The organism is Achromobacter sp. 1014246743 (genome assembly GCF_059760725.1).
Genome location: NZ_JCBANA010000095.1, coordinates 1 through 23,050, shown reverse-complemented (window position 1 = coordinate 23,050; position 23,050 = coordinate 1). Strand labels below are relative to the sequence as shown.

The window sequence follows — 23,050 nt, the reverse complement described above, 5'->3', positions numbered from 1 at the left end:
TATGTCAGTTTCGCAGCCGCGGTGATGGGTGATAAGCAGCCGCCGGCCGCCCTGCGGCCGGTGGGCGCGGGGGCCGGGCCGGCGTCGGCGCAGCGGGCGCCCGCCGTGGGCCAGAGCCCGCGCATCGATGCCATCCGCAAGGCCGGTGAACTGCGCGTGGGCGTGCTGCAGAACGCGCCCTGGCTGATCCAGGACGTGTCCGGCCACGGCGGCGAAGCCTGGAGCGGCCCGGCCTGGCTGCTCGCCAAGGAATACGCCCGCCAACTGGGTGTGACGCTGACCGCCGTGCCGGTGTCGCACGAAACCAAGGTGCCCGTGCTGGCAGCCAACCAGGTCGACATGACCATCAGCCCGCTGGCCGAAACGCCCGAGCGCCTGAAGGTCGTGGACTTCGTGCTGTATTCGTCGACCAGTGTCTGCATGTTCGGTCTGGCGGCCAATCCCAAGCTGGCCGCGGCCAAGTCGGTGGACGACCTGAACCGGCCCGACGTCACCATCGCCTACTTCACCGGCGGGGCCGAAGAGGCCTGGGTCAAGCAGCGCTTTCCGCAGGCCCGGCTGCGCGCCGTGGCCAATTCGGGCGCCACCGCACCCATCGAGGAAATCATGGCCAGGCGCGCCGATGCGGCGCCCATCAACCGGGTGCCCTGGGTGGGGCTGAACCGCAAGGTGCGCGGACTGGCCGTGCTGCCGGCCGAGGCCAATTGCCAGCAAAGCACCGAAAAGGCATCGCCGGTGGGCCTGGCGATCGACAAGCACCAGCCTGAATTCCTGGCCTGGCTGCGACAAGTGGCGGTAGCGATGAAGCCACGCCTGGATGCCGACGAAATGCGCATCATCGAACAGAGTCCGTAAGCGGCCGGGCCGCTATTTCCAGCAGCACACCCCGACAACACACACCGATTTTCCGACCCCGCGCAAGGCGCGCGCGGCCCGGGCGCCTGCCCGTGGCTACGCGCGGCCGTATCCGGCGCAAACCGCCGGGCTTCCCTCCAAGGAGACAGCAATGCAACAGCCTTATTTCCTTCGTCTTGCCGCCGCGGCCCTGCTGCTGGCCTCGGCATCCGTGGCCCAGGCGCAGACGCCGCCCGCGCCCGGCGAAAGCCCGCGCATCGACGCCATCCGCAAGGCCGGCGTGCTGCGCGTGGGCGTGGTGAACAATCCGCCCTGGCTGGTGCAGAACACCAGCGGCTCGGGCGAACCGTGGATGGGGTCGTCGTGGCTGCTGGGCAAGGAATTCGCGCGCCTCTTGGACGTGAAGATCGTGCCGGTGCAGGTCAGCCACGAAACCAAGGTGCCAGCGCTGATCGCCAACCAGATGGACGTCATGATCGGGCCGCTGAACCAGAACGCCGAACGCGCCAAGATCATCGACTTCGTGACCTTCTCGAACACCAGCGTGTGCATGTTCGGGCTGGCGTCCAACCCCAAGTTCACCAACGCCACCAAGGTCGAGGACTTCAACCAGCCCGGCATCACCATGGCGTACTTCTCCGGCGCCGGCGAAGAGCCGCTGGTGCTGGAAAACTTTCCCAAGGCCAAGCTGCGCGGCGTGACCAATTCGGGTTCGGTCGCGCCCATCGAGGAAGTGCTGGCCGGCCGTTCCGACGTGGCGCCGCTGAACCGCATGCTCTGGCCCAACATCAGCAAGAAGGTCAAGGGCCTGGCCGTGTTCCCCAAGGAAAACGACTGCCAGGACAGCAAGATCTTCGCGATCGACGCCGGCATGGGCGTGGCCAAGGGCCAGCCCGTGTACCTGGAATGGCTGCGCAAGGTCGAAGCGCGCATGCATCCCGAGCTGGTCGCCGAAGAGCGCCGCATGACCCAGCAGCTGAAATAAGGCGGACGCCATGCTCAATTGCGCAATCCATGGGGCCGAAGACCTGCGGCTGGTCGAACAGGCGCCCGAACCCCTGGGCCCGACCGAGGTGCGGGTCGGCGTCAAGGCGGTGGGCATCTGCGGGTCGGACCTGCATTACTACCGCCACGGCCGGGTGGGCGACTTCGTCATCCGCGAACCGCTGACACCGGGGCACGAGGCCTCGGGCCAGGTGCTGGAAATCGGCGCGGCGGTGACGGCCGTCAAGCCGGGCGACCGCGTGGCGCTGGACCCGGCCCGCACCTGCGGCGTGTGCCGTTACTGCCGCCAGGGAGATTCCAATCACTGCGAGGCGGTGTTCTTCTTCGGCAGCGCCAGCCGCTATCCGCACATGCAGGGCGCGATGCGCGAGCAGGTGGTGGTAGAGGAAAAGCAGTGCCTGCCGGTGCCCGACAGCCTGTCGTTCGAGCTGGCCGCCTTTGGCGAACCGCTGGCCGTGGCGCTGCACGCGGTGCACAGCGCCGGCTCGTTGCTGGGCAAGACGGTCATGGTGGTGGGCGCCGGGCCCATCGGCGCGCTGGTGATGATGGCGGCGAAGCTGGCGGGCGCCAGCCAGCTGATCGTGGTCGACATCGTCGACCAGACGCTGGCCACCTGCGCCAAGGTGGGCGCCACGCGCACCATCAACGCGGCCACCGATCCGGCGGCACTGGAGGCGCTGGCGGCGGGCAAGGGCACGGTCGACGTGTGCTTCGAGGCATCGGGCAATTACGCCGGCCTGGCCAACTGCATCCGCGCGGCGCGCCCGCGCGGCACCATCGTCACGGTGGGCACGCTAAGCGGCAGCAGCGAGCAGTGCCCCTTCAACCAGATCATGGTCAAGAGCCTGCACGTCATCGGCAGCTTCCGCTTCGTCAATGAATACGCCTGGGCGGTGGATTACCTGAGCCGCGGCCTGGTGGACGTGGCGCCGCTCCTGACGGCGGCCATTCCCGCACGCCAGGCGCTCGAGGCCTTTGCGCTGGCGGCCGACCGGCGCCAGGCCATGAAAGTGATGGTGACGTTCTGAGCCGGTCCGCGTTCCTGTCCGTACGGAGATTCCATGGACTTTGATTTTTCACCCATCGTCGAGAACTGGCGCTTCTTTGCCGGCGGCCTGGGCATCACGGTGGCGCTCAGCGCGGTCACCGCGGTGTCCAGCATCCTGCTGGGGCTGGTGATCGCGCTCTTGCGCCTGTACGGGCCGCGCTGGCTGCGCGTGCTGCTGGTGTTCTACATCGACAGCATGCGCGCCATTCCGGTGCTGGTCGTGCTGGTGTGGATCTACTTCGCCTTCCCGCTGCTGGCCGGCGTGAACTTCGCGCCGTTCTGGGCCGCGCTGGTGGCGCTGACCCTGCACATCGCGGCCTATTCGGCCGAGGTGATCCGCGCCGGCATCGAATCGGTGCGTCCGGGGCAGATGCGCGCCGGGCTGGCGCTGGGCATGTCGCGGGCCCAGGCGCTGCGCAAGATCATCCTGCCGCAGGCCACCATCCGCATGCTGCCGGCCTTCGGGTCGGTGCTGACGGTGGCCATCAAGGATACGGCGATCGCCACGGTGATCGCCGTGCCGGAACTGATGCACAAGGCCGAAACCATCGCCGGGCAGAGCTACCGGCCCATCGAGGTGTTCACCGCCGTGATCGTGGCGTACTTCGTGATCCTGTTCCCGGTGACCCGCGGCGTGGACCGCCTGTACCAACGCTACGCACATCTGGGGCGCTCATGAACTTGGACTGGGGAATTATCTGGGACTCGCGCCAGGTGCTGCTGCAGGGCGCGGCCATGACCGTGATGCTGACGGTGGTGACCATGGCGCTGGCCGTGCCCGGCGGCATCGTGCTGGCGCTGATGCGGCTGTCGTCCAACCGCCTGGCCAACGGCGTCGCAGTGGCCATCGTCGAGTTCTTTCGCAACCTGCCGCTGATCCTGGTGATCTATTGGGCGTTCTACGTCATGCCGATGGCGCTGGACGTGCAGTTCTCGGCGGTGACGACCGCGCTGGTGGCGCTGGTGCTGAACGTGTCGGCCTACAACTCCGAGACCTTCCGCGCCGGCATCAATTCCATCCGCAAGGGGCAGATGGAAGCCGCGCTGGCGATGGGCATGTCGCGCCGCCAGGCCATGTTCAAGGTGCTGATCCCGCAAGCGGCACGGCGCATCCTGCCGGTGCTGGCCAGCACCTGGATCTCGCTGTTCAAGGATACGTCGCTGGTGTCGGTCATTGCGGTCAGCGAGCTGGCCTACGCCTCGATGCAGGTGCGCGCGCAGAGTTTCCGCGTGCTGGAGATGCTGACCGCGATGGCGGTGATCTATTGGCTGATGGGGTATCCGCAGGCCAAGCTGGTCGACTGGATCCATCGCAAATACGGAGTCAAGGAATGAACGAGATGATCCTGGAACAACAGGCGGTGGGCGCGGCGGCTGCGGCCGCGGCGCGCAAAGGCGCCGACCAGCCGCCGGTGCTGGTCTATGAAAACGTGCGCAAGGTCTACGGCGACTTCGTGGCGCTGGGCGACGTGTCGCTGCAGGTCAACAAGGGCGAGGTGATGTGCCTGATCGGGCCGTCCGGTTCGGGCAAGTCCACGCTGCTTCGCTGCACCAACGCGCTTGAAAAGCTGGATGGCGGCCGCGTGCTGCTGGACGGCGTGGCGCTGCCCGAGGCCGAATCCGAAGTGCGCAAGGTGCGCCAGCGCATGGGCATGGTGTTCCAGAGCTTCGAGCTGTTTCCGCACAAGTCGGCGCTGGACAACGTGGCCATGGGCCCCATCACGGTGCTGGGCATGGCGCCGGACGCGGCCCGCGCTCGCGCCCAGGCGCTTCTGGAAAAGGTGGGCCTGGCGGCCAAGGCCGGCAACTTTCCGGCCAACCTGTCGGGTGGCCAGCAGCAGCGCGTGGCGATCGCGCGCGCCCTGGCGATGGAGCCGGAGGTGATGCTGTTCGACGAGCCGACGTCGGCGCTGGACCCCGAGACGGTGGGCGAAGTGCTCAACGTCATGAAGAAGCTGGCGCAAGAGGGCATGACCATGATCGTCGTGACCCACGAAATGAGTTTTGCCAAGCGCGTGGCCAACTGGGTAGTGGTGTTCGAGAACGGCGCCATCCTGGAGCAAGGCCCGCCCACGCAGATTTTCGACAACCCGCAGGTCGCCCGTACCCGCGACTTCCTCAGCCACCTGGGCTGGGAAGGCTGAACATTCTCCCGTCCTTACGGAATCCATGATGAAAATTACGAACGCACGCGTCATTGTTTGTTCGCCGGGCCGCAATTTCGTGACCCTGAAAATCGAAACCGACCAGGGCCTGACCGGCATCGGCGATGCCACCCTGAACGGACGCGAGCTGGCCGTGGCGGCCTACCTGACCGAACACGTGGTGCCCTGCCTGATCGGCCGCGACGCGCACCAGATCGAGGACATCTGGCAGTACCTGTACAAGGGCGCCTACTGGCGCCGGGGCCCGGTCACCATGACCGCCATCGCCGCGGTGGACACGGCGCTGTGGGACCTGAAGGCCAAGGCCGCCGGCCTGCCGCTGTACCAGCTGCTGGGCGGCAAGAGCCGCACCGGCGTGATGGTCTACGGCCATGCCAACGGCAGCGACATCGAGCACACGGTCGACGAGGTGCTGCGCTACGCCGACATGGGCTACCGCGCCATCCGTGCGCAAAGCGGCGTACCGGGCCTGGACAAGGTCTACGGCGTGGGCCGCGGCAACCTGTTCTACGAGCCCGCCGACAGCGACCTGCCCAGCGAGCACGACTGGTCGACCGAGAAATACCTGCAGCACACGCCCAGGCTGTTCGAGCGCATTCGCGAAAAGCTGGGGTTCGACCACCATCTGCTGCACGACGTGCACCACCGCCTGACGCCGATCGAAGCGGGCCGGCTGGGCAAGTCGCTCGAACCCTACAACCTGTTCTGGATGGAAGACGCCACGCCGGCCGAGAACCAGGAGGCCTTCCGCCTGATCCGCCAGCACACCACCACACCGCTGGCGGTGGGCGAGATCTTCAATTCGATCTGGGACTGCAAGGACCTGGTGCAGAACCAGCTGATCGACTTCATCCGCACGACCGTGGTGCACGCCGGCGGCATCACCCACCTGCGGCGCATTGCGGACCTGGCATCGCTGTACCAGGTGCGCACCGGCTGCCACGGGGCCACCGACCTGTCGCCCGTATGCATGGGCGCGGCGCTGCACTTCGACCTGTGGGTGCCCAATTTCGGCATCCAGGAATACATGCGCCACACCGATGAAACGGATGCCGTGTTCCCGCACGCCTACACCTTCGACCAGGGCATGCTGTACCCCGGCGACGTGCCGGGCCACGGCGTGGATATCGACGAGAAGCTGGCCGCCAAGTACCCGTACAAGCGCGCCTATCTGCCGGTGAACCGGCTGCAGCAGGATGGGACGTTATGGAACTGGTAGCGCGGCAGCCTGACCCGGCGCAACCGGGCGCGGCGCAACCCGCCGTCCGCCTGCATCCGTCACGGTTGGCGGGGCTGGTGCCCGACGTGGCGCGGCCGGCCTACGATCGCGCGGCGCTGCGCATCGGTATCGTGCACCTGGGGCTGGGCGCGTTCGCGCGCGGCCACCTGGCGGCGGTGAACGAAGCGGCGCTGCATGCCGGCGGTGAGCTGGCATGGGGCCTGTGCGGCGTGTCGCTGCGCCAGGCCGACACCCGCGATGCGCTGGCGCCGCAGGGCGGTCTGTACACGCTGGCGTTGCGCAGCGCCGATGCCCAGGGGCAGCCGCGCCAGCAACTGGCCGTGATCGGCTGCCTGCTGGAAACGCTGGTGGCGCCCGAAGATCCACAAGCCGTGCTGGCGCGCATCGCTGCCGCCGACACGCGCATCGTCAGCCTGACGGTGACCGAGAAGGGCTATTGCCACGATCCGGCCAGCGGCGCGCTGAATTTCAAGCACCCGGACATCGTCCATGACCTGGGCCAGCCAGCCGCGCCGCGCAGCGCTATCGGCTTCCTGGTGTGGGGGCTGCAACGCCGGCGCGCGGCGGGCCTGGGCCCGCTGACGCTGCTGTCGCTGGACAATCTGCCATCCAACGGCCGCCTGCTGCGCGGTCTGGTGCTGGCGTTTGCCGCGCAGGTGGATGCAGGCCTGGCCGATTGGATCGGGCAGGCCTGCACCTTCCCGTGCTCGATGGTGGATCGCATCGTGCCGCGCACGACGGACGAGGACCGCGTTGCTGTGACGCAGGCGCTGGGCCTGGCGGATGCCTGGCCGGTGCTGGCCGAGCCGTATCTGGAATGGGTGGTGGAAGACACTTTCGCCGCCGGCCGCCCGGATTGGGCGGTGGGCGGGGCGCGCTTCGTGGCCGAGGCGGCGCCGTTCGAGACGCTGAAACTGCGCATGGTGAACGGCGCGCATTCGGCGCTGGCCTATCTGTCGGTGATGGCGGGTTGGAGCACGGTGGACCAGGCGGTGGCGCAACCGCTGTTGCGGCGCTATCTGGCCGGGCTGATGCAGACGGAGATCGCACCGACCTTGCCTGCGTTGCCGGGGTTGGACCTGGCGCAGTACCAGCAGCGGCTGTTGCAGCGCTATGCCAATCCGGCGCTCAAGCACCAGACGCGGCAGATCGCCATGGACGGATCGCAGAAAATGCCGCAGCGGTTGCTGGGCACGGTGCGCGACCGGCTGGCGGCGGATCAGCCGATTGCGGGGCTGGCGCTGGCGGTGGCGGGCTGGCTGCACTTTCTGCGCGGGGTGGACCAGGCGGGGCGCCGCTACAACATCGACGATCCGCTGGCAGACGTGTTGGCAGCGCGGCTGGATCTGGCGGAACAGGCGGCGCGGGCTGCCGGGCCGGGGCCGGCAGCGGCGTCGACCTGGACGGTGCAGATGACCGGCCTGTCTGCGGTATTTGGCGACCTGGGCCAGGACGCGCGCTTCGTGCGGGCGGTGGCGCAGGCGGTGCAGTCGCTGCGCACGCTGGGCGTGGCGGGGGCGCTGGAAGCCACGCTGGCGGTCATGCCGGACGCGTCGTAGCAGGAGAACTGGCCCGAAGGAACTGGCCTGAAGGAGCTGGCCTGACTTCAGGTCCGAAGTCAGGCCAGTAAATCAGGCCGACAAATCAGGCTGGAAATTCAGGCCGAGGTCGGCGGCGCCAACCGTCCCAGCACGCCCTCCAGCGCCAGGCCGATCGCCAGCACCTGGCGGTCGTCGCCCGGCAAGCCATCCACCTCCAGCCCGATCGGCAATCCGCTTTCAGACAGGCCGGCGGGCAGGCTCAAGCCGGGCAGGCCCGCATTGCTGCCGGGGTCGACGTTGCGCGCCAGCCGCAGGAATGTCTCCAGGCTGCTGGCTTCCGGCGCGGCGACCGGCGGCAGGATCGGCACGGTGGGAAACAGCAGGCCATGCAGGCCATGCGCCTGGAACGCGCGCCGATAGACATCGATGAGCGCATTGCGATGCACCGCCATCGCGCTGTCGTACAGCGGCTGCAACGCCAGCAATTCGCCGGTCGGCGTGGGCAGCACGCCCGGCACGACCAGGTTGTCGAAGATGCCCTTGACGTCGGGGCTGGCAATCTGCGCCACGACGTCCTCGAAACTCACGCCGACCTCGTAGCGTTGCAGGTACGCGATGAGATCCACTTTCTGTTCATGCAGGCAGATCGGCATGCCGCTGGCGGCGTTGCTGGCTTCCAGGCCGGGCATGTCCATGGCAATCAGGGTGACGCCGGCCGCGCGCAGCTTGTCCAGGGCGGCCTGCGTGGTGGTCTGCACCTGCGGGTCCAGGTCCTGCCAGAAGTAGGCGGGCAGGCCCAGGCGCAGGTCCGTGGGGCGCAGGGCGGGCAGGGGCGAGTGGTCGCCGGTCAGCACGGCATCGAGCAGCGCGATGTCGGCCATGCTGTTGGCGATGGGGCCGGGGGTGTCGCGGGTGTGCGAAATCGGGGTGATGCCGGCGCCGTCGTAGCGGCCCACCGACGGGCGCAAGCCCACGGCGCCATTGAGCGCAGCCGGCAGGCGCACCGAGGCGCCCGTGTCGGTGCCCAGGGCGGCCGGCACCAGGCGTGCGCCCACGGCAGCGCCGCTGCCCGAGGACGAGCCGCCGGCGATGCGTTCGGGGTCGTAGGCGTTGCGGGTGCCGGCGCCCCGCGAGCCGGGATAGGCAGCGTTGTAGCCCGAGACGCCGAAAGCCAGTTCATGCATGTGGGCCTTGCCGACGATGATGGCGCCGGCATCGCGCAGGCGCTGCACGACGGGCGCGTCCTGGGCGGGGCGGAAGTCGTGCAAGGCCGGGGTGCCGGCGGTATTGGGCAAGCCGGCGACGTGGATGTTGTCTTTGATGGCCAGGGGCACGCCTTCCAGGGGGCGTGGGGCGCGGCCGGCGGCGCGTGCGGCGTCGGCCGCCCGGGCCTGGGCCAGGGCACCGTCCGTGTCCACGGTGATGAAGGCATTGAGATCCTGGCGGGACGCGATGCGGTCCAGGCAGGCTTGGGTCAGTGCCTCGCTGGTGATCTTGCCGTCGCGAAGCCGGGCTGCGGCTTCGGTGAGGGTGGGGCAGGCGGCAGGCGTCTGGGGGACGGGCATGGCGGGTTGTCTCCTTCTTGTCGGTTCGATTCTTTCGGTGCAGTCCCGATCTATACAGGGTGGACTGTGGTGCTGTCGAGCGCGGGCCGCCGAGGCGCTAAGATAGGCGGCACTTATACACGTACAAGCCTGCCTCTTATCCTGGTATGACTACTTCCCCCCAAGCCGGCGCGGCCGGCCACGAAGGCTCCCGCCTGCGCCGTCAGGCGCTGGGCGAATTCGTGCGCAGCGCCCGCTCGCGCATCACGCCGCAGATGGCCGGGCTGCCGGAAGGCATGCGGCGGCGCACGCCGGGGCTGCGGCGCGAAGAGGTGGCGCAGCTGTGCGGAATCAGCGTCACCTGGTACACGTGGATCGAGCAGGGGCGCGAGGTATCGGTGTCGCCGTCGGTGTGGTCGCGGATCGCGGGAGTGCTGCAGTTGGCGCGGGCCGAGCGGGCTTACCTGTTCGATCTGGCGGATTGCGCGGATCCGCAGCATGCGCGGGACGACGCGATGGGGGCGCCGGGGTCGTTGCGCGAGTGCGTGGATGCGATCACGGCGCCGGCTTACGTGCTGGACCGGGCCTGGAATGTGCTGGCCTGTAATGGGCCGTTGCGGGATCTGTTCGATGACTGGCCGGCGCGGGATCCTGAGCCGAATCTGCTGCGCTATATCTTTCTGGATCCGGCGGCGCGGGAGCTGGTGGTGGATTGGGAGCAGCGGGCGCGCCGTGTCGTCGCGGAATTTCGAGCGGATGCGGGGGCGCATCTGGACGAGCCGGCGGTGCTTGCCTTAATCGATGCGTTGAATCGGCAGAGTGCGGTGTTTGCGCATTGGTGGAATCGGCATGCTGTCGTTGAGCGGGAAGGGGGGTTGCGGGAGTTTTCGCATCCGCGGCGGGGGCGGATGGGGTTTCAGCAGATTACGTTCCGGTTGGCTACGCATCTGGATTTGAAGTTGGTGATGTTGTTGGGGGATAGCGTGGGTTCTTAAGCCGCGCGTGCCGGGGCAGGCGGGGTGAGGGCGGGGCTACGATTGCGGTCCGGAGCCTTCGCTCCGGACTGCCCCGTTGTCATCCTCGTACAGGCCTTCGGCCTTCCCTACGGATTCCCTCGGGCGCAATCTACACGCCCCGCCCTCACCCCGCCTGCCCCGTCACGCGCTCTTGATGTGACTTAGTCGCGGCCGCTGGGGCGGTCAGTGTGTTTGGCATGCTAGCCAACATCGGAGGGGGGTGGCGGGGTGGGACGGTGCCCGCCTCGCGCCGGCCGCGCGGGCGGCCTTGCTCGGCTTGCGTGGTGTCTTGCGTCGGCGGATGACGCTGCGCGATTGCGTGGGGTTTATTTGGTGGTGGTCAGCAGGTCGCCGGGGAGGCCGGCTTCTACCAGGCCTAGCAAAAGTTTTTTTACGGGGGCGGGCAGGGCTGTCTTTGGCAGGTCTTCCTGAGGGATCCAGCGTTCGGTCTGGGTGGGTTCGCGCAGTGTGGCGCTGCGTACCGGGATGTACCAGGGGCGGATGTGCAGGCGGTAGTGGGTGAAGGTGTGGGCGAAGGCGGCGAGTTCGAAGCGGTGTTCGGGGATGAGGCCCAGGGCGCGAGAGGCGGTGAGGGGGTCGCCCGCGGCGTCGAATTCGGGCAGGCTCCAGAGGCCGCCCCAGATGCCGGGTTCGGGGCGTTGTTGCAGGAGGAAGGCGCCCTGGTATTGCAGGACGAGCATGCCGGTTTCGCGTTCGGGGATGGCTTTGCGGACCTTGGGGGTGGGCAGTTCGGCTTGGCGGCCTTCCTGCCGCGCGATACAGGTGGTGGTGACGGGGCAGCGGTCGCAGGCGGGTTTGCCGCGGGTGCAGAGGGTGGCGCCCAGGTCCATCAGGCCTTGGGTGTAGGCGGCCATGTCCAGGCCGGGGGCGGCGTCGACCTGGGCGTCGGCCAGGGCCCAGAGGCGTTGTTCCGTTTCGCGCTTGGCGGGGTCGCCGGCGATGCCGAAGTGGCGGGTGAAGACGCGTTTGACGTTGCCGTCCAGGATGGGCGAGCGTTCGCCGTAGGCGAAGGCGGCGATGGCGGCGGCGGTGGATCGGCCGATGCCGGGCAGGGTGGCGATGGCTTCGGCGGTGGGCGGGAAGCGGCCGTTCCAGTCGCGGGCGATTTCCTGGGCGCAGCGGTGCAGGTTGCGGGCGCGGGCGTAGTAGCCCAGGCCTGCCCAGTAGGGCATGACGTCTTCCTGGGCGGCGGCGGCGAGCGCGGCGACGTCGGGGAAGCGCTGCAGGAAGCGTTCGTAGTAGGGGATGACGGTGGCCACCTGCGTCTGCTGCAGCATGATCTCGGATAGCCAGATGCGGTAGGGGTCCCGGGTGTTCTGCCAGGGGAGATCGTGGCGGCCATGCTGGCGTTGCCAGGCGACGATGCGAGGGGCGAAGTCCATGTCGGCAATTATCGCATCGCCCTATTGCCGGGGGTGGGACGAGCGGTTACAACCGTCAGGAAGAGGCGCGCCAAGCGCCCGGAATTCACCTCCGCCGCAGGCCCGCCCGGGCTCCAGAAGAACTCGGCGCGATGCTGCTGCGGGCGTTCCACGACCCTCGGAGTAGACATGAATGCCCCTCTCACGCCCGCGGTCCGCGCGGCGCTCGAATCCGTCCAGCTGGACGACAAATACACCCTTGAAACCGGCCGCGCCTGGATGAGTGGCATCCATGCCCTGGTGCGCCTGCCGATGATGCAGCGGCTGCGCGACCTGCGCGCGGGGCTGAACACGGCGGGGTTCGTGTCGGGGTATCGGGGGTCGCCGCTGGGCGGGGTGGACCAGAACATGTGGAAGGCGGCCAGGTACCTGAAGGCGCACCACGTGGAATTCCAGCCGGGCATCAACGAAGACCTGGCGGCGACGGCGGTGTGGGGCTCGCAGCAGGTGAATCTGTTCCCCGGGGCGAAGTACGACGGGGTGTTCGGCATGTGGTACGGCAAGGGGCCGGGGGTGGACCGCTGCGGCGACGTGTTCAAGCACGCCAATGCGGCGGGGACGTCGCCGCACGGCGGGGTGCTGGTGGTGGCGGGCGACGATCATCCGGCCAAGTCGTCGACGCTGCCGCACCAGAGCGACCACATCCTGAAGGCCTGCATGATCCCGGCGCTGTTTCCGTCCAGCGTGCAGGAGGTGCTGGATTTCGGCCTGCATGGCTGGGCGATGAGCCGCTATGCCGGGGTGTGGGTGGGCATGAAGTGCATTACCGATATCGTCGAAGTGTCGGCGTCGGTGGACGTGGATCCGTACCGCGTGAAGATCCTGCTGCCCGAAGACTTCCAGCTGCCACCGGACGGGCTGAACATCCGCGTGCCCGATACGCCGCTGCAGCAAGAGGCGCGGCTGCTGGACTACAAGCTGTACGCGGCGCTGGCCTATGCGCGCGCCAACAAGCTCAATCGTGAACTCTGGCAGGTGCCGCAGCGCGATGCGCGCTTTGGCATCATGACGTCGGGCAAGGCTTATCTGGATACGCGCCAGGCGTTGTCGGACCTGGGCCTGACCGAAGCGGTGTGCCAGCGCATCGGCCTGCGGCTGTTCAAGGTGGGCATGGTGTGGCCGCTGGAATCGACCGGCATGGCGCATTTCGCCGAAGGGCTGGACGAGATCCTGGTGGTCGAGGAAAAGCGCCAGGTGCTGGAATACCAGCTGAAAGAAGAGCTGTTCAGCTGGATCGGCAGCGGCAAGAAGATTCCGCGCGTGGTGGGCAAGTTCGACGACAAGGACGGCGGCGAATGGTCGGTGCCGCAAGGCAACTGGCTGCTGCCGGCGCATTACGAGTTTTCGCCGGCCATGGTGGCCAAGGCCATCGCGGCGCGGCTGTTGCGGTTCGAGCTGCCGCCGGACGTGCGCGCGGGCATCGAGGCGCGGCTGGCCTTCATTGCCGGGCGCGAGCAGGCGCTGGCGCGGCCACGCGTGGTCGAAGACCGCAAGCCCTGGTTCTGTTCGGGCTGTCCGCACAATACGTCTACGCGGGTACCGGAAGGTTCGCGCGGCATGGCGGGCATCGGTTGCCACTACATGGTGACCTGGATGGGCCGCAATACGCAGGTGTACACGCAGATGGGCGGCGAGGGCGTGCCGTGGCTGGGCCAGGCGCCGTTCACCGAGGAAAAGCACGTGTTCGCCAACCTGGGCGACGGCACGTACTTCCATTCGGGCCTGCTGGCGATCCGCGCCGCGGTGGCGGCCAAGGCGCCCATCACCTACAAGATCCTGTTCAACGATGCGGTGGCGATGACCGGCGGGCAGCCGGTGGACGGCCCCATCAGCGTGCCGATGATCAGCCGCCAGGTGGCGGCCGAAGGCATCGACAAGATCGTGGTCGTGACGGACGAGCCGGACAAATACAAGGACATGGCCGGCCTGGCGCCGGGCGTGCCGGTCAAGCATCGCGACGAGCTGGATGCGGTGATGCGCGAGCTGCGCGAATACCCCGGCGTGTCGGTGCTGATCTACGACCAGACCTGTGCGACCGAGAAGCGGCGGCGCCGCAAGCGCAACGCGTACCCCGATCCGGCGCGTCGGGTGGTCATCAACGAGCGCGTGTGCGAGGGCTGCGGCGACTGTTCGCAGAAGTCGCATTGCCTGTCGGTCGAGCCGCTGGAAACCGAGTTCGGCCGCAAGCGCACGATCAACCAGTCCAGCTGCAATAAAGACTTTTCCTGTCTGAAGGGCTTTTGCCCCAGCTTCGTCACGGTGGAAGGCGGCAAGCTGAAAAAGCCGCGCGCCCTGGCGCCCGACGGCGCGGTCGACGACGACGTGCCGCAGCCGGCCACGCGTGGGCTGGACCAGGCCTACGGCGTGTTCATTGCCGGCGTGGGCGGCACGGGCGTGGTCACCATCGGCCAGCTGCTGGGCATGGCCGCTCATCTGGAAGGCAAAGGCTGTTCGGTGCTGGACATGGCCGGCCTGGCGCAAAAGGGGGGCGCGGTGTATTCGCACGTGGTGCTGGCGCAGACGCCAGACCATCTGATGAATACGCGCGTCGCGATGGGCGAGGCCGACCTGCTGCTGGCGGGCGACCTGGTGGTGGCTACCAGCGCGGACGCCATGGCGCGGCTGCGCCCGGGGCGTACCCATGCGCTGCTCAACAGCGACACCGCGCCCACTGCGGCGTTCGTGTCCAACCCGGACTGGACGCTGCCCGGGGCCAACCTGACCGCCGACCTGCAGGCCGCCTGCGGCAAAGATAACCTGCACGCGGTGGACGCGTCGGCGCTGGCGGTGGGCCTGCTGGGCGACGCCATCTATTCCAATCCGCTGATGATGGGCTACGCCTACCAGAAGGGCTGGCTGCCGCTGTCGCGCGAAGCGCTGTTGCGCGCGATTGAACTGAACGGCCAGCAGGTGCCCAACAACCTGGCGGCGTTCGCCTGGGGGCGCCGCGCGGCCCACGACCTGGCCGGCGTGATGCGGCTCTTGGCTGCGGGCGCCGCCGCGCCCGCGCATCCGGACGGCATCATCGAGATTCGCCGGCCGCGCGCAACGCCGGTGCTGGAACTGAAGAAGCCGCCGGGCGAGCTGGCCCGGCTGGTCGAGGTGCGGCGCGCGTTCCTTACGCAATACCAGGATGCCGCGTATGCCAGGCAATACACGGACCTGGTGGACAAGGTGGCGCACGCCGAACACGAGGCCACCGGCACGCAGCGGCTGGCGCTGGCGGTGGCGCGCTATTACTTCAAGCTGCTGGCCTACAAGGACGAATACGAAGTGGCGCGGCTGTACACGGACGGCGAGTTCCTCAAGCGCGTGGGCGAGCAGTTCGAGGGCGACTGGAAGCTGCGCTTTCACCTGGCGCCGCCACTGTTCGCGCGCCGCGGCCCGGACGGCCATCTGGTCAAGAAGGCCTACGGGCCGGGCATGCTGCGCGTGTTCCGCCTGCTGGCGCGCATGAAGCGCCTGCGCGGCACGCGGCTGGACCCGTTCGGCTACACCCGCGAACGGCGTGCCGAACGTGAACTGGCGCGCGAGTACGGCGAGACCATCGGGGCCATCCTGGGCAAGCTGAACCGCGGCAACCTGGATCGCGCGGTGGCGCTGGCCAGCGTGCCTGAAGACATCCGCGGCTATGGCCACGTGAAGGAAGCGGCAATGGAAAAGGCCGCGGCGCGGCGCGAGGCCTTGCTGAAGGACTTCACGGCCAGCGTGGTGTCGATCGGCGGGGCGCGCGCGGCGTGATGTGCGTGAAGTGATGCGGGTGACGACGGGCGCGGGTTTCATGCGCGCCTGTCGTCAGACTCTTCTGTGATGCGTTACGCCGGCGGCCTACGCCGGATAGTGCGCATCGTCCAGCAGCATGTCTTCAAAGAACGCGCCGTAGCGGCCCTGCGGATCGCGCAGGTGGATCTCCAGGATCCAGCGCATTTCCGACGGGCTGATGGCCAGGTCGGCCAGCGACCCGGTATGGATCGCCGCGTGGGGAAAGTCCGACACGCGGTGGCCCGGCAGGTCGAAGTTCAATGCCCAGCCCATGGCGCGGGCCTGGCGGTCGGCATAGGCGTACAGCGCCTGCCCGCTCAGGCGTTCTCGCAGCCACACGCCGCGCACGTCGTGGAACAGCGCTTCGGCATCGCGGGCGCAGCGCGCCTGGCCGGGGTCGTTGCCCACCACGTAGCTCTTGCCACCGTCGCCTTCCCACGCGTCCAGCCGGGGGGCGATGTCCAGGAAGAAGATGTCGTCTTCGCCCAGCACCACGCCCGGGGTCGACGCCTGGCGCATGGCTTTCATGGTGTTGGCGCCGAAGCGCACGCGGGTGGGATGCCAACTGAGCGCCATGCCGGCGTCGATCAGCGTCTGCTTGGCCATCGCTACCGCGTCTTCCTCGACCATGCCGGGCTGGATGCGCGCGGCGATGGCGTCGATGGCATGGCGGGTCTTGTTGCGGGCCAGCAGCATGCCGTCCACGGAAAAGGCGGGGCCGACGCGCTCGCTGGGGTCGGGGTGTCGGGTCGGGTGGGGGATTTGCATGAAGGGCGGTTCCTGGTGGGCGGCGCTTGGGCCGATGCAGGCATTCTGGGCGGCGGAACCTGCGCGCACGACCGCGGCGCGGCACGGATTCGGGCCAGCGTGGCGCGTCTTGCGGCCAAGCGCCTGGCCGGCGGCGGATCAGGGCCGCGCTGGTGCGGATTGCGGCCAGCGTGTGCGCCGCGGGTCGTTGCGCGCGGCCTCGCTGGGCTAAGGTAGCGGCATGCCGTCCGCCGGCCCTTCTATCCGTCGCCTTTGCCTGCCACCATGAAATCCGTCGCCATCGTCGTGTTCCCCGGCGTGCAGTCCCTGGACGTCAGCGGGCCGCTGGACGTCTTTGCCGAAGCCAACCGCTTCCTGCTGCCCGCCCAGCAGTACCGGCTGGAATTGATCGGCCTGACGCGCGGCGCCGTGCCGTGTTCCAACGGCATGCTGCTGATGCCGCAGCGGCATTACACCGACGCCGGTGACGTCCCCGACCTGCTGTTGGCCGCGGGCGGCCCGGGCCTGCCCGACGCCCGCGAGCCGGACGAGGCGCTGGCCTGGCTGCAGGAGGCCTGTGCGCAGGCGCCGCGCTACGGCTCGATCTGCAACGGCGTATTCCTCTTGGCCCGCGCGGGGTTGCCGCCCGGCGCGGTCGTCACCACGCACTGGAACGACGCGCAGGCGCTGGCCGCACGTTATCCGAGCCTGCAGGTGCAGGCCGACCGCCTGTACGCGCAGGATGGCCGCCTGCACACCTCGGCTGGCGTCACCGCCGGCATCGATCTTGCGCTGTACCTGGTGGCGCAGGACCATGGACCCGATGTGGCGCTGAATGTGGCCAAGCGGCTGGTCGTCTTCATGCAGCGGGCGGGCGGCCAATCGCAGTTCAGTCCGTTCCTGACGCCATTCGTCGAAGAAACGTCCGCCGTCGCCCTGGTGCAGCAATACGTGCTGGGCCACCTGGCCGACGATCTGGGCCTGGACGCGCTGGCGGCGCAGGCCCACATGAGCCGCCGCAATTTCTCGCGTGTGTTCCTGCGCGATGCGGGCGTGACGCCGGCCGATTTCGTCGAAAGCGCGCGTGTGGATGCGGCGCGCGTCCGGCTCGAACGCGAATCCGCGCCGCTCAAGACCGTGGCCTTTCGCTGCGGCTTTCGGGACGCGCGCCACCTGCGCGAGGTGTTTCAGCGGCGGCTGGGCGTATCGCCCAGCGCGTACCGCGCCCGCTTCGGCCGCTGATACGGGCCGGGGGCGGGCATTGCGGCCGGCGCCGGCCGGGGGCGGGTTAGCTGCCCGCCGTCTCGGGTTTGCGGCGCCTGGCCACGCCGGTGTCGAAGCGTTCGACGCCCGGGCGGGTCGCGGGTCGGTCGAAACGCTCGACGCCGGGGCGGTCGAAGCGTTCCACCCCCGCACGCGCGGCAGGCCGGTCAAATCGTTGCACGCCGGGCGGCGTGAAGCGTTCCACCCGCGGCGGGCTCTGGGTCTTGGCCTGCACGCTCTGGGCGGCGGCCTGTTCGCGCTTGGCGATGATCTCTTCGGCGCGCTGGTGGTGGGGGGCCATCTTGCGCACCATCACGCGGCCGTCGCGCGGAAAATAGTTGATGCGGCGCGCGTGCACGTCGCCCAGGTCCTGCGCCTTGACCGGAATGCCTTCCGTCTTCAGGTAGTTCAGGACGAACTGGCCGTTACGCTCGCCGATGTTCATCTGCTGCATGGCCGACAGCACGGCGCCGCCGCCGAACACCTTGGCTTCCAGGCGGTCGCGTACCGCACCGGCCTTGAGCAGTTCGTTGATCAGCACTTCCATGGCGAACGCGCCGTAGCGCATGGTGGCCGAGGCGGGCGACTGCATGTCGCCCTCGGGCAACATGAAGTGGTTCATGCCCCCCACGCCGGTGACGGGATCGTGGATACAGGCGGCCACGCACGACCCGAGCACGGTCGAGATCATCAGGTCTTCGTCGGTGACGTAGTACTCGTTGGGGAGTACCTTCACCGCCTGACACTGGAACGCGCTATCGAAGTAATGGCGCGTCGCACGGGCTTCAAGACGGGCGACCATGGGGCGGAATAAAGGGCAAGGACAGCGGTTGGGTCACGAAGGGCAGCGCTCGATGGAACAATAAACGTTTCAAAATATGTATAAAAATGTCGCTTTATTCTTACACATCTCGCCAACAATAGGGTGAAATCCTGTGTAACCGCGACTTTGTTATGTCCCTGATTTATAAGCGTTTGCGATTCCCTGGGCAGTTCGGCCCGCTTGCGTGACACCTTGCGACGCCCGGACCACCCGTAACACGGGATGGGCGCATGCGCCGTTCCATCCCCGTGACAGCATGGCACCAGCAGACCGCACGCGGCCACTGCAAGGATGGTGCATCCATCCTACACAGGGCCGGGCGGGGTCTTTCCCCGGATCACGGGGAAGAAGGGGGGCTATACGGAGGTTTAGAACCGCGTACTGCGGGTCACGGACCAGCGCGCAGACAACGCACCCAGGGCGGCCGAGGCGACGATGGCCACCAGCAGTACGGGGGCGCCGGGCAGGTGCAGCGCGAACTCGGCCCCGTAGCTGCGGGCCAGGCCGAGCAGGGCGTTGTTCAGGGGCGACAGCGCCAACGCCGCCACGCCGATGGCGAGCAGCGAGGCCAGGGCGCCGGACAGCGCACCCAGGTACAGGAACGGGCGGCGCACGAACGATTCGGTGGCTCCGACCAGCCGCGCCACCGCGATTTCCTCGCGCTGCGACAGGGCCTGCATGCGCACGGTGTTGAACACCGTGGCCAGCACCACCACGGCGACGCAGGCGGCCAGGAAGGCCAGCCCGATGCGGGCAAAGCGCAGGATGGCTTCCAGGCGCTGGACCCAGGCGCTGTCCAGCTGCACCAGGTCGACCTGGTCCCATTGCTTCCAGTCTTTGGCGAGCTTGCCGGCGCGGCCGGCCAGGTCTTCGCCGTCGGCCAGCGTCACCACCACGGCGTCGGGCAGCGGATTGCCCGGCAGCACGGCCAGCGCCTGCGCCCAGGCGGGGTTGGCCCGCAGGTCGGCCAGGGCGTCTTCGCGGCCCACCACGCGCACCGCGCGGATGTCGGCGGCGTAGTCGGCCTGGATGCGCTTGGCCACGTCGGCCGCGGCGCCCGCCGGCGCGTCCACGCGCATGAACACGGTGACCTCGGGGGTGACGGACATTTCGCGCGCTACCGGCTGTACCGACACCAGGATGGCGCTGCCCAGCAGGGGAAGCGCCAGCGCCAGCGCCATGACGAGCAGGTTGGCCAGCGACGAGAACGGCTGTTTCACCAGCCGGCGCAGCGTGACCATGAGCGCATAGCGATGCTGCCGCAGCCAGGCGTTCATGCCGTTTCTCCGGCAATGCCGCGGCCGGCCGCGGGGGCGGGCGTGGCGTCGCCCTGCGAATCGGCGAACTTGCCCGGATCGATGCGCAGGGTGCGGGTGGCGTAGCGCGCCATGAGTTCCTGGTCGTGCGAGGCGATCAGCGTGGTGACGCCGACGCGGTTGAAGTCGCGGAACACGTTCATGATGCGCTGCGCGTTGTCGTGGTCGAGGTTGGCGGTGGGTTCGTCGGCGATCAGGATGGCGGGCCGGTTGACGATGGCGCGCGCGATCGCCAGGCGTTGCTGCTCGCCGCCCGACAATTCGATGGGGTTCAGGTCTTCTTTGCCGGACAGGCCGACCTTGTCCAGCGCGGCGCGGGCGCGGGCGGCGGCGGAATCCCGGGGGTGGCCCGTGACGGCCAGGGGCAGCATCACGTTTTCGAAGGCGCTGCGGTCAAACAGCAGATGCGTGTCCTGCAGGATCACGCCGACGGCGCGGCGCAGGTAGGGCCGGGCGCGGGCGGGCAGCTTGTCCAGTCGCTGGCCGTTGACCTGGATCGAGCCGCGGCTGGCGGGCTCGAGCCCCCCGATCAGCTTGAGCAGGGTCGACTTGCCGGCGCCGGACGGCCCCGACACGAAGACGAACTCTCCCGCGCTCACGCGGAAGTTGATGTCGGCCAGGATATTGCGGCCGCGACCATACGATTTGAATACGTGCTGGAATTCGATCATGGCGGCTGTCGGATGAAGCCGCAATAGTAACTCGGGGACAGTAAGCCGGACCAAATCCAGATCCCGGGCCCGCCGGAAAAAGTGTCCTGATGTCACCGGAAACCGACGGATCGTGTGACCGGTCGGACACGTTTTGCGATGCAAAACAATGTCCCCGTTTTTGCTGCCGAACTGCGTTTGATTTCATCCAGTGTCCCTATATTTCAAGGGAATTCCCGGATGCGGAGGCTGCTTTGCGGACGCTACCATCCGCCCCATGCGTAAAGCCCGACCCGGCCTTGCGTTCGGCTTCGCATCACCCCTACGGAGATCACGATGAAAGTACTGAAACTCGCTGCCATTGGCACCGCCCTGTTCGCTGCGTCCGCGGCTGCCCATGCAGGTGCGACCTTCGATAACGTCAAGAAAAAAGGGTTTGTCCAGTGCGGCGTTTCAACCGGCATCCCGGGGTTCTCGATCGCGGACAGCAAGGGTGAGTACAAGGGCCTGGACGTGGACCTGTGCCGCGCCGTCGCCGCCACCATGTTCGGCGATGCCACCAAGATCAAGGTCACCCCGCTGAACACCCAGCAACGCTTCACCGCGCTGCAATCGGGCGAAGTGGACGTGCTGACCCGCAACACCACCGTCACGCTGACCCGCGACACCACCCTGGGCCTGATCGGCGTGGGCGTGAACTACTACGACAGCCAGGGCGTCATGGTCTCCAAGGACCTGAACGTCAAGAGCGCCAAGGAACTGAACGGCGCCACCATCTGCGTGCAGCCCGGCACCACCACCGAGCTGAACCTGGCTGACTGGTTCCGCGGCCAGAAGATCGAATTCAAGCCCGTCGTGATCGACAAGTACGACGAAATCATCCGCGCCTTCTCGGCCGGCCGTTGCGATGCCTTCACGACCGACAAGTCGCAGCTGGCCTCGACCCGCACCACGCTCGAGAATCCCGACAAGTACATCATCCTGCCGGAAGACTTCTCCAAGGAGCCGCTGGGCCCCATGGTCCGCCAGGGCGACGAGCAATGGTTCAACATCGTGCGCTGGTCGCTGAACGCGATGCTGGAAGCCGAGGAATACGGCATCACCAAGGCCAACGTCGATGAAATGACCAAGAGCACCAACCCCAATATCCAGCGCATCCTGGGCGTGACCCCGGGCATGGGCAAGAACCTGGGCGTGGATGACAAGTGGGCCTACAACATCATCAAGCAGATCGGCAACTACGGCGAAAGCTTCGAAGCCACGCTCGGCAAGAGCAGCGCCATGAAGCTGGACCGCGGCTTGAATGCCAACTATAAGCAAGGTGGCTTGATGTACGGCTGGCCGGTGCGCTAACACACGGCTCTGCCCGGCATGGCGCAACCCCTTGCGCCATGCCTAGCCCGCCTCCGAGCGGGCGGCAGGAGTGGGCGGCGCGCGGTCTTTCAGACCCCAGCCGCCCGGTGTCCGACTTCTGTAGATTCATTCGATGACAACTCCAAATAAAAACGCCCCGATTTCGGCACCCCCCCGGCGTCTGAACTGGAACGACCCCGGCGTGCGCGCCGTGGTCTATCAAGTGCTAGCACTGGCCGCCGTGGCTTTGGCGGTGTGGTTCCTGGTTTCAAACACGCTTCACAACCTGTCCGTGCGCAACATCGCCACGGGCTTCGGTTTCCTTCACCGCGAGGCCGGCTTCGCCATCGGCGAAACGCCCGTCGCCTACACCCCCGCAGACACCTATGGCCGCGCCATCGTGGTGGGCCTGCTCAATACGCTGCGCGTCGCCGTGCTGGGTATCGTGCTGGCCACCATCCTGGGCACGCTGATCGGCGTGGGCCGCCTGTCCAAGAACTGGCTCGTCGCCAAGATCACCTCGATCTACGTCGAAGTGATGCGCAACGTGCCGCTGCTCCTGCAGCTGTTCTTCTGGTACGCGCTCATCACCGAGAACATGCCGGGCCCGCGCCAGGCGCACAACCCCTTGCCGGGCGTGTTCATTTCCAACCGCGGCCTGAAGGTGCCCGCGCTGGAAGGCAATTCGCTCGACTGGATGCTGGCCGGACTGGGCCTGGCCATTGTCGCCATCCTGTTCCTGGGCCACTGGGGCAAGAAGCGCCAGGAAGCCACCGGCCACGTGTTCCCGCTGGGCCGCGCCGCCATCGGCCTGTTGATCGGCTTGCCGGTCGTGGGCTGGCTGGTCAGCGGTGCTTCGCTGACGCTGGACATGCCGGAACTGAAGGGCTTTAACTTCTCGGGTGGCTTGACGCTGTCGCCGGAATTCGCCGCGCTGCTGGCGGGCCTGGTGATCTACACCTCGGCGTTCATCGCCGAAGTGGTGCGCTCGGGCATCCAGGCCGTCAACAAAGGCCAGTGGGAAGCGGCTGAAGCCCTGGGCCTGCGCCGCAAGCAGATGCTGCGCCTGGTGGTGCTGCCGCAGGCGCTGCGCGTGATCATCCCGCCGATGACCAGCCAGTTCCTCAACCTCACCAAGAACAGCTCGCTGGCAGTCGCCATCGGCTATCCGGACATCGTGTCGGTGGTGAACACCACGCTGAACCAGACCGGCCAGGCCATCGAGGGCATTCTCATCATCATGGGCGCCTACCTGACGGTCAGCCTGTCGATCTCGATAT

At 67.8% G+C, this 23,050-nt stretch carries 19 protein-coding genes; 13 read left to right on the top strand and 6 right to left on the bottom strand.

Translation table 11 applies throughout. From position 1 onward, the window contains the following. Window positions 1–24: 24 nt before the first annotated feature. The 8 genes from AC6LJ2_RS27490 (at window position 25) to AC6LJ2_RS27455 (ending at window position 7,872) form a co-directional block, all read left to right on the top strand. Window positions 25–855, top strand: coding sequence for a substrate-binding periplasmic protein (locus tag AC6LJ2_RS27490; protein WP_498152587.1), 831 nt, complete (start codon window positions 25–27; stop codon window positions 853–855). 151 nt (window positions 856–1,006) lie between these two features. Then, a complete protein-coding gene (locus tag AC6LJ2_RS27485) occupies window positions 1,007–1,840 on the top strand; it encodes a substrate-binding periplasmic protein (RefSeq protein WP_025135581.1) in 834 nt (277 codons plus the stop codon). A 10-nt stretch (window positions 1,841–1,850) separates the two neighbouring features. Further along, a complete protein-coding gene (locus tag AC6LJ2_RS27480) occupies window positions 1,851–2,888 on the top strand; it encodes an L-idonate 5-dehydrogenase (RefSeq protein WP_498152585.1) in 1,038 nt (345 codons plus the stop codon). A gap of 33 nt (window positions 2,889–2,921) precedes the next feature. Further along, window positions 2,922–3,587 carry an amino acid ABC transporter permease gene (locus tag AC6LJ2_RS27475; RefSeq protein ID WP_025135583.1) on the top strand — a complete coding sequence of 222 codons (666 nt, stop codon included), beginning with the start codon at window positions 2,922–2,924 and terminating at the stop codon, window positions 3,585–3,587. Then, window positions 3,584–4,243, top strand: a complete 660-nt coding sequence (locus tag AC6LJ2_RS27470) for an amino acid ABC transporter permease (protein ID WP_175196144.1) — start codon at window positions 3,584–3,586, stop codon at window positions 4,241–4,243. Before AC6LJ2_RS27475 ends, AC6LJ2_RS27470 begins: the two co-directional genes overlap by 4 nt. After that, window positions 4,240–5,052 carry an amino acid ABC transporter ATP-binding protein gene (locus AC6LJ2_RS27465; RefSeq protein ID WP_445658076.1) on the top strand — a complete coding sequence of 271 codons (813 nt, stop codon included), beginning with the start codon at window positions 4,240–4,242 and terminating at the stop codon, window positions 5,050–5,052. The genes AC6LJ2_RS27470 and AC6LJ2_RS27465 overlap by 4 nt, the downstream gene beginning before the upstream one ends. Window positions 5,053–5,080: 28 nt before the next feature. Then, window positions 5,081–6,292 (top strand): D-mannonate dehydratase ManD, encoded by a 1,212-nt coding sequence (gene manD / locus AC6LJ2_RS27460; RefSeq protein WP_498152586.1) that lies wholly within the window; start codon window positions 5,081–5,083, stop codon window positions 6,290–6,292. Beyond that, window positions 6,280–7,872, top strand: coding sequence for a mannitol dehydrogenase family protein (locus AC6LJ2_RS27455; RefSeq protein WP_498152584.1), 1,593 nt, complete (start codon window positions 6,280–6,282; stop codon window positions 7,870–7,872). The genes manD and AC6LJ2_RS27455 overlap by 13 nt, the downstream gene beginning before the upstream one ends. A gap of 98 nt (window positions 7,873–7,970) precedes the next feature. Here AC6LJ2_RS27455 and iaaH read toward each other — a convergent pair whose 3' ends face one another. Next, complete coding sequence (gene iaaH / locus AC6LJ2_RS27450; RefSeq protein ID WP_498152583.1) at window positions 7,971–9,419, bottom strand: indoleacetamide hydrolase; 1,449 nt, start codon at window positions 9,417–9,419, stop codon at window positions 7,971–7,973. 146 nt (window positions 9,420–9,565) lie between these two features. On the opposite strand from iaaH, the gene AC6LJ2_RS27445 reads away from it, so the two are divergent. Next, window positions 9,566–10,393, top strand: a complete 828-nt coding sequence (locus AC6LJ2_RS27445) for a helix-turn-helix transcriptional regulator (RefSeq protein WP_263915206.1) — start codon at window positions 9,566–9,568, stop codon at window positions 10,391–10,393. 347 nt (window positions 10,394–10,740) lie between these two features. On the opposite strand, the gene mutY is transcribed toward AC6LJ2_RS27445, so the two are convergent. Next, complete coding sequence (gene mutY, locus AC6LJ2_RS27440; RefSeq protein ID WP_498152582.1) at window positions 10,741–11,817, bottom strand: A/G-specific adenine glycosylase; 1,077 nt, start codon at window positions 11,815–11,817, stop codon at window positions 10,741–10,743. A 168-nt stretch (window positions 11,818–11,985) separates the two neighbouring features. Here mutY and AC6LJ2_RS27435 point away from each other — a divergent pair, with 168 nt between their 5' ends. Continuing rightward, window positions 11,986–15,597 (top strand): indolepyruvate ferredoxin oxidoreductase family protein, encoded by a 3,612-nt coding sequence (locus tag AC6LJ2_RS27435; protein WP_263915800.1) that lies wholly within the window; start codon window positions 11,986–11,988, stop codon window positions 15,595–15,597. An 87-nt stretch (window positions 15,598–15,684) separates the two neighbouring features. Here the strand turns inward: AC6LJ2_RS27435 and AC6LJ2_RS27430 are convergent, their stop codons facing one another. Further along, a complete protein-coding gene (locus AC6LJ2_RS27430; protein WP_263915801.1) occupies window positions 15,685–16,386 on the bottom strand; it encodes a M24 family metallopeptidase in 702 nt (233 codons plus the stop codon). Window positions 16,387–16,650: 264 nt separating this feature from the next. Here AC6LJ2_RS27430 and AC6LJ2_RS27425 point away from each other — a divergent pair, with 264 nt between their 5' ends. Further along, the gene (locus AC6LJ2_RS27425) at window positions 16,651–17,607 is read left to right on the top strand and encodes a GlxA family transcriptional regulator (protein ID WP_445658082.1); all 957 of its coding nucleotides are present in this window, start codon (window positions 16,651–16,653) and stop codon (window positions 17,605–17,607) included. A gap of 46 nt (window positions 17,608–17,653) precedes the next feature. Here AC6LJ2_RS27425 and cheD read toward each other — a convergent pair whose 3' ends face one another. The 3 genes from cheD to AC6LJ2_RS27410 all read right to left on the bottom strand — a co-directional run bounded on the left by cheD (window position 17,654) and on the right by AC6LJ2_RS27410 (window position 20,438). Further along, entirely contained in the window at window positions 17,654–18,430 is a 777-nt protein-coding gene (gene cheD, locus AC6LJ2_RS27420) for a chemoreceptor glutamine deamidase CheD (RefSeq protein WP_263915803.1), read from the bottom strand. A 389-nt stretch (window positions 18,431–18,819) separates the two neighbouring features. Continuing rightward, complete coding sequence (locus tag AC6LJ2_RS27415; RefSeq protein ID WP_175196154.1) at window positions 18,820–19,728, bottom strand: cell division protein FtsX; 909 nt, start codon at window positions 19,726–19,728, stop codon at window positions 18,820–18,822. Next, entirely contained in the window at window positions 19,725–20,438 is a 714-nt protein-coding gene (locus tag AC6LJ2_RS27410; protein ID WP_263915805.1) for a cell division ATP-binding protein FtsE, read from the bottom strand. The genes AC6LJ2_RS27415 and AC6LJ2_RS27410 overlap by 4 nt, the downstream gene beginning before the upstream one ends. Window positions 20,439–20,753: 315 nt before the next feature. Here AC6LJ2_RS27410 and AC6LJ2_RS27405 point away from each other — a divergent pair, with 315 nt between their 5' ends. Further along, complete coding sequence (locus tag AC6LJ2_RS27405; protein WP_263915806.1) at window positions 20,754–21,770, top strand: amino acid ABC transporter substrate-binding protein; 1,017 nt, start codon at window positions 20,754–20,756, stop codon at window positions 21,768–21,770. A gap of 133 nt (window positions 21,771–21,903) precedes the next feature. Then, window positions 21,904–23,050: amino acid ABC transporter permease (locus AC6LJ2_RS27400; protein WP_498152581.1), on the top strand; the 1,147-nt coding region annotated here is incomplete at its 3' end.

Bases quoted from the DNA above. Each gene is read 5' to 3' on its own strand.
- AC6LJ2_RS27475 (WP_025135583.1), top strand. From the start codon at position 2,922: ATGGACTTTGATTTTTCACCCATCGTCGAGAACTGGCGCTTCTTTGCC.
- AC6LJ2_RS27415 (WP_175196154.1), bottom strand. From the start codon at position 19,728: ATGAACGCCTGGCTGCGGCAGCATCGCTATGCGCTCATGGTCACGCTG.
- AC6LJ2_RS27445 (WP_263915206.1), top strand. From the start codon at position 9,566: ATGACTACTTCCCCCCAAGCCGGCGCGGCCGGCCACGAAGGCTCCCGC.
- cheD (WP_263915803.1), bottom strand. From the start codon at position 18,430: ATGGTCGCCCGTCTTGAAGCCCGTGCGACGCGCCATTACTTCGATAGC.
- AC6LJ2_RS27470 (WP_175196144.1), top strand. From the start codon at position 3,584: ATGAACTTGGACTGGGGAATTATCTGGGACTCGCGCCAGGTGCTGCTG.
- AC6LJ2_RS27485 (WP_025135581.1), top strand. From the start codon at position 1,007: ATGCAACAGCCTTATTTCCTTCGTCTTGCCGCCGCGGCCCTGCTGCTG.
- AC6LJ2_RS27405 (WP_263915806.1), top strand. From the start codon at position 20,754: ATGAAAGTACTGAAACTCGCTGCCATTGGCACCGCCCTGTTCGCTGCG.
- AC6LJ2_RS27480 (WP_498152585.1), top strand. From the start codon at position 1,851: ATGCTCAATTGCGCAATCCATGGGGCCGAAGACCTGCGGCTGGTCGAA.
- AC6LJ2_RS27410 (WP_263915805.1), bottom strand. From the start codon at position 20,438: ATGATCGAATTCCAGCACGTATTCAAATCGTATGGTCGCGGCCGCAAT.
- AC6LJ2_RS27490 (WP_498152587.1), top strand. From the start codon at position 25: ATGGGTGATAAGCAGCCGCCGGCCGCCCTGCGGCCGGTGGGCGCGGGG.
- AC6LJ2_RS27465 (WP_445658076.1), top strand. From the start codon at position 4,240: ATGAACGAGATGATCCTGGAACAACAGGCGGTGGGCGCGGCGGCTGCG.
- manD (WP_498152586.1), top strand. From the start codon at position 5,081: ATGAAAATTACGAACGCACGCGTCATTGTTTGTTCGCCGGGCCGCAAT.
- AC6LJ2_RS27435 (WP_263915800.1), top strand. From the start codon at position 11,986: ATGAATGCCCCTCTCACGCCCGCGGTCCGCGCGGCGCTCGAATCCGTC.
- AC6LJ2_RS27425 (WP_445658082.1), top strand. From the start codon at position 16,651: ATGAAATCCGTCGCCATCGTCGTGTTCCCCGGCGTGCAGTCCCTGGAC.
- mutY (WP_498152582.1), bottom strand. From the start codon at position 11,817: ATGGACTTCGCCCCTCGCATCGTCGCCTGGCAACGCCAGCATGGCCGC.
- AC6LJ2_RS27455 (WP_498152584.1), top strand. From the start codon at position 6,280: ATGGAACTGGTAGCGCGGCAGCCTGACCCGGCGCAACCGGGCGCGGCG.
- AC6LJ2_RS27430 (WP_263915801.1), bottom strand. From the start codon at position 16,386: ATGCAAATCCCCCACCCGACCCGACACCCCGACCCCAGCGAGCGCGTC.
- iaaH (WP_498152583.1), bottom strand. From the start codon at position 9,419: ATGCCCGTCCCCCAGACGCCTGCCGCCTGCCCCACCCTCACCGAAGCC.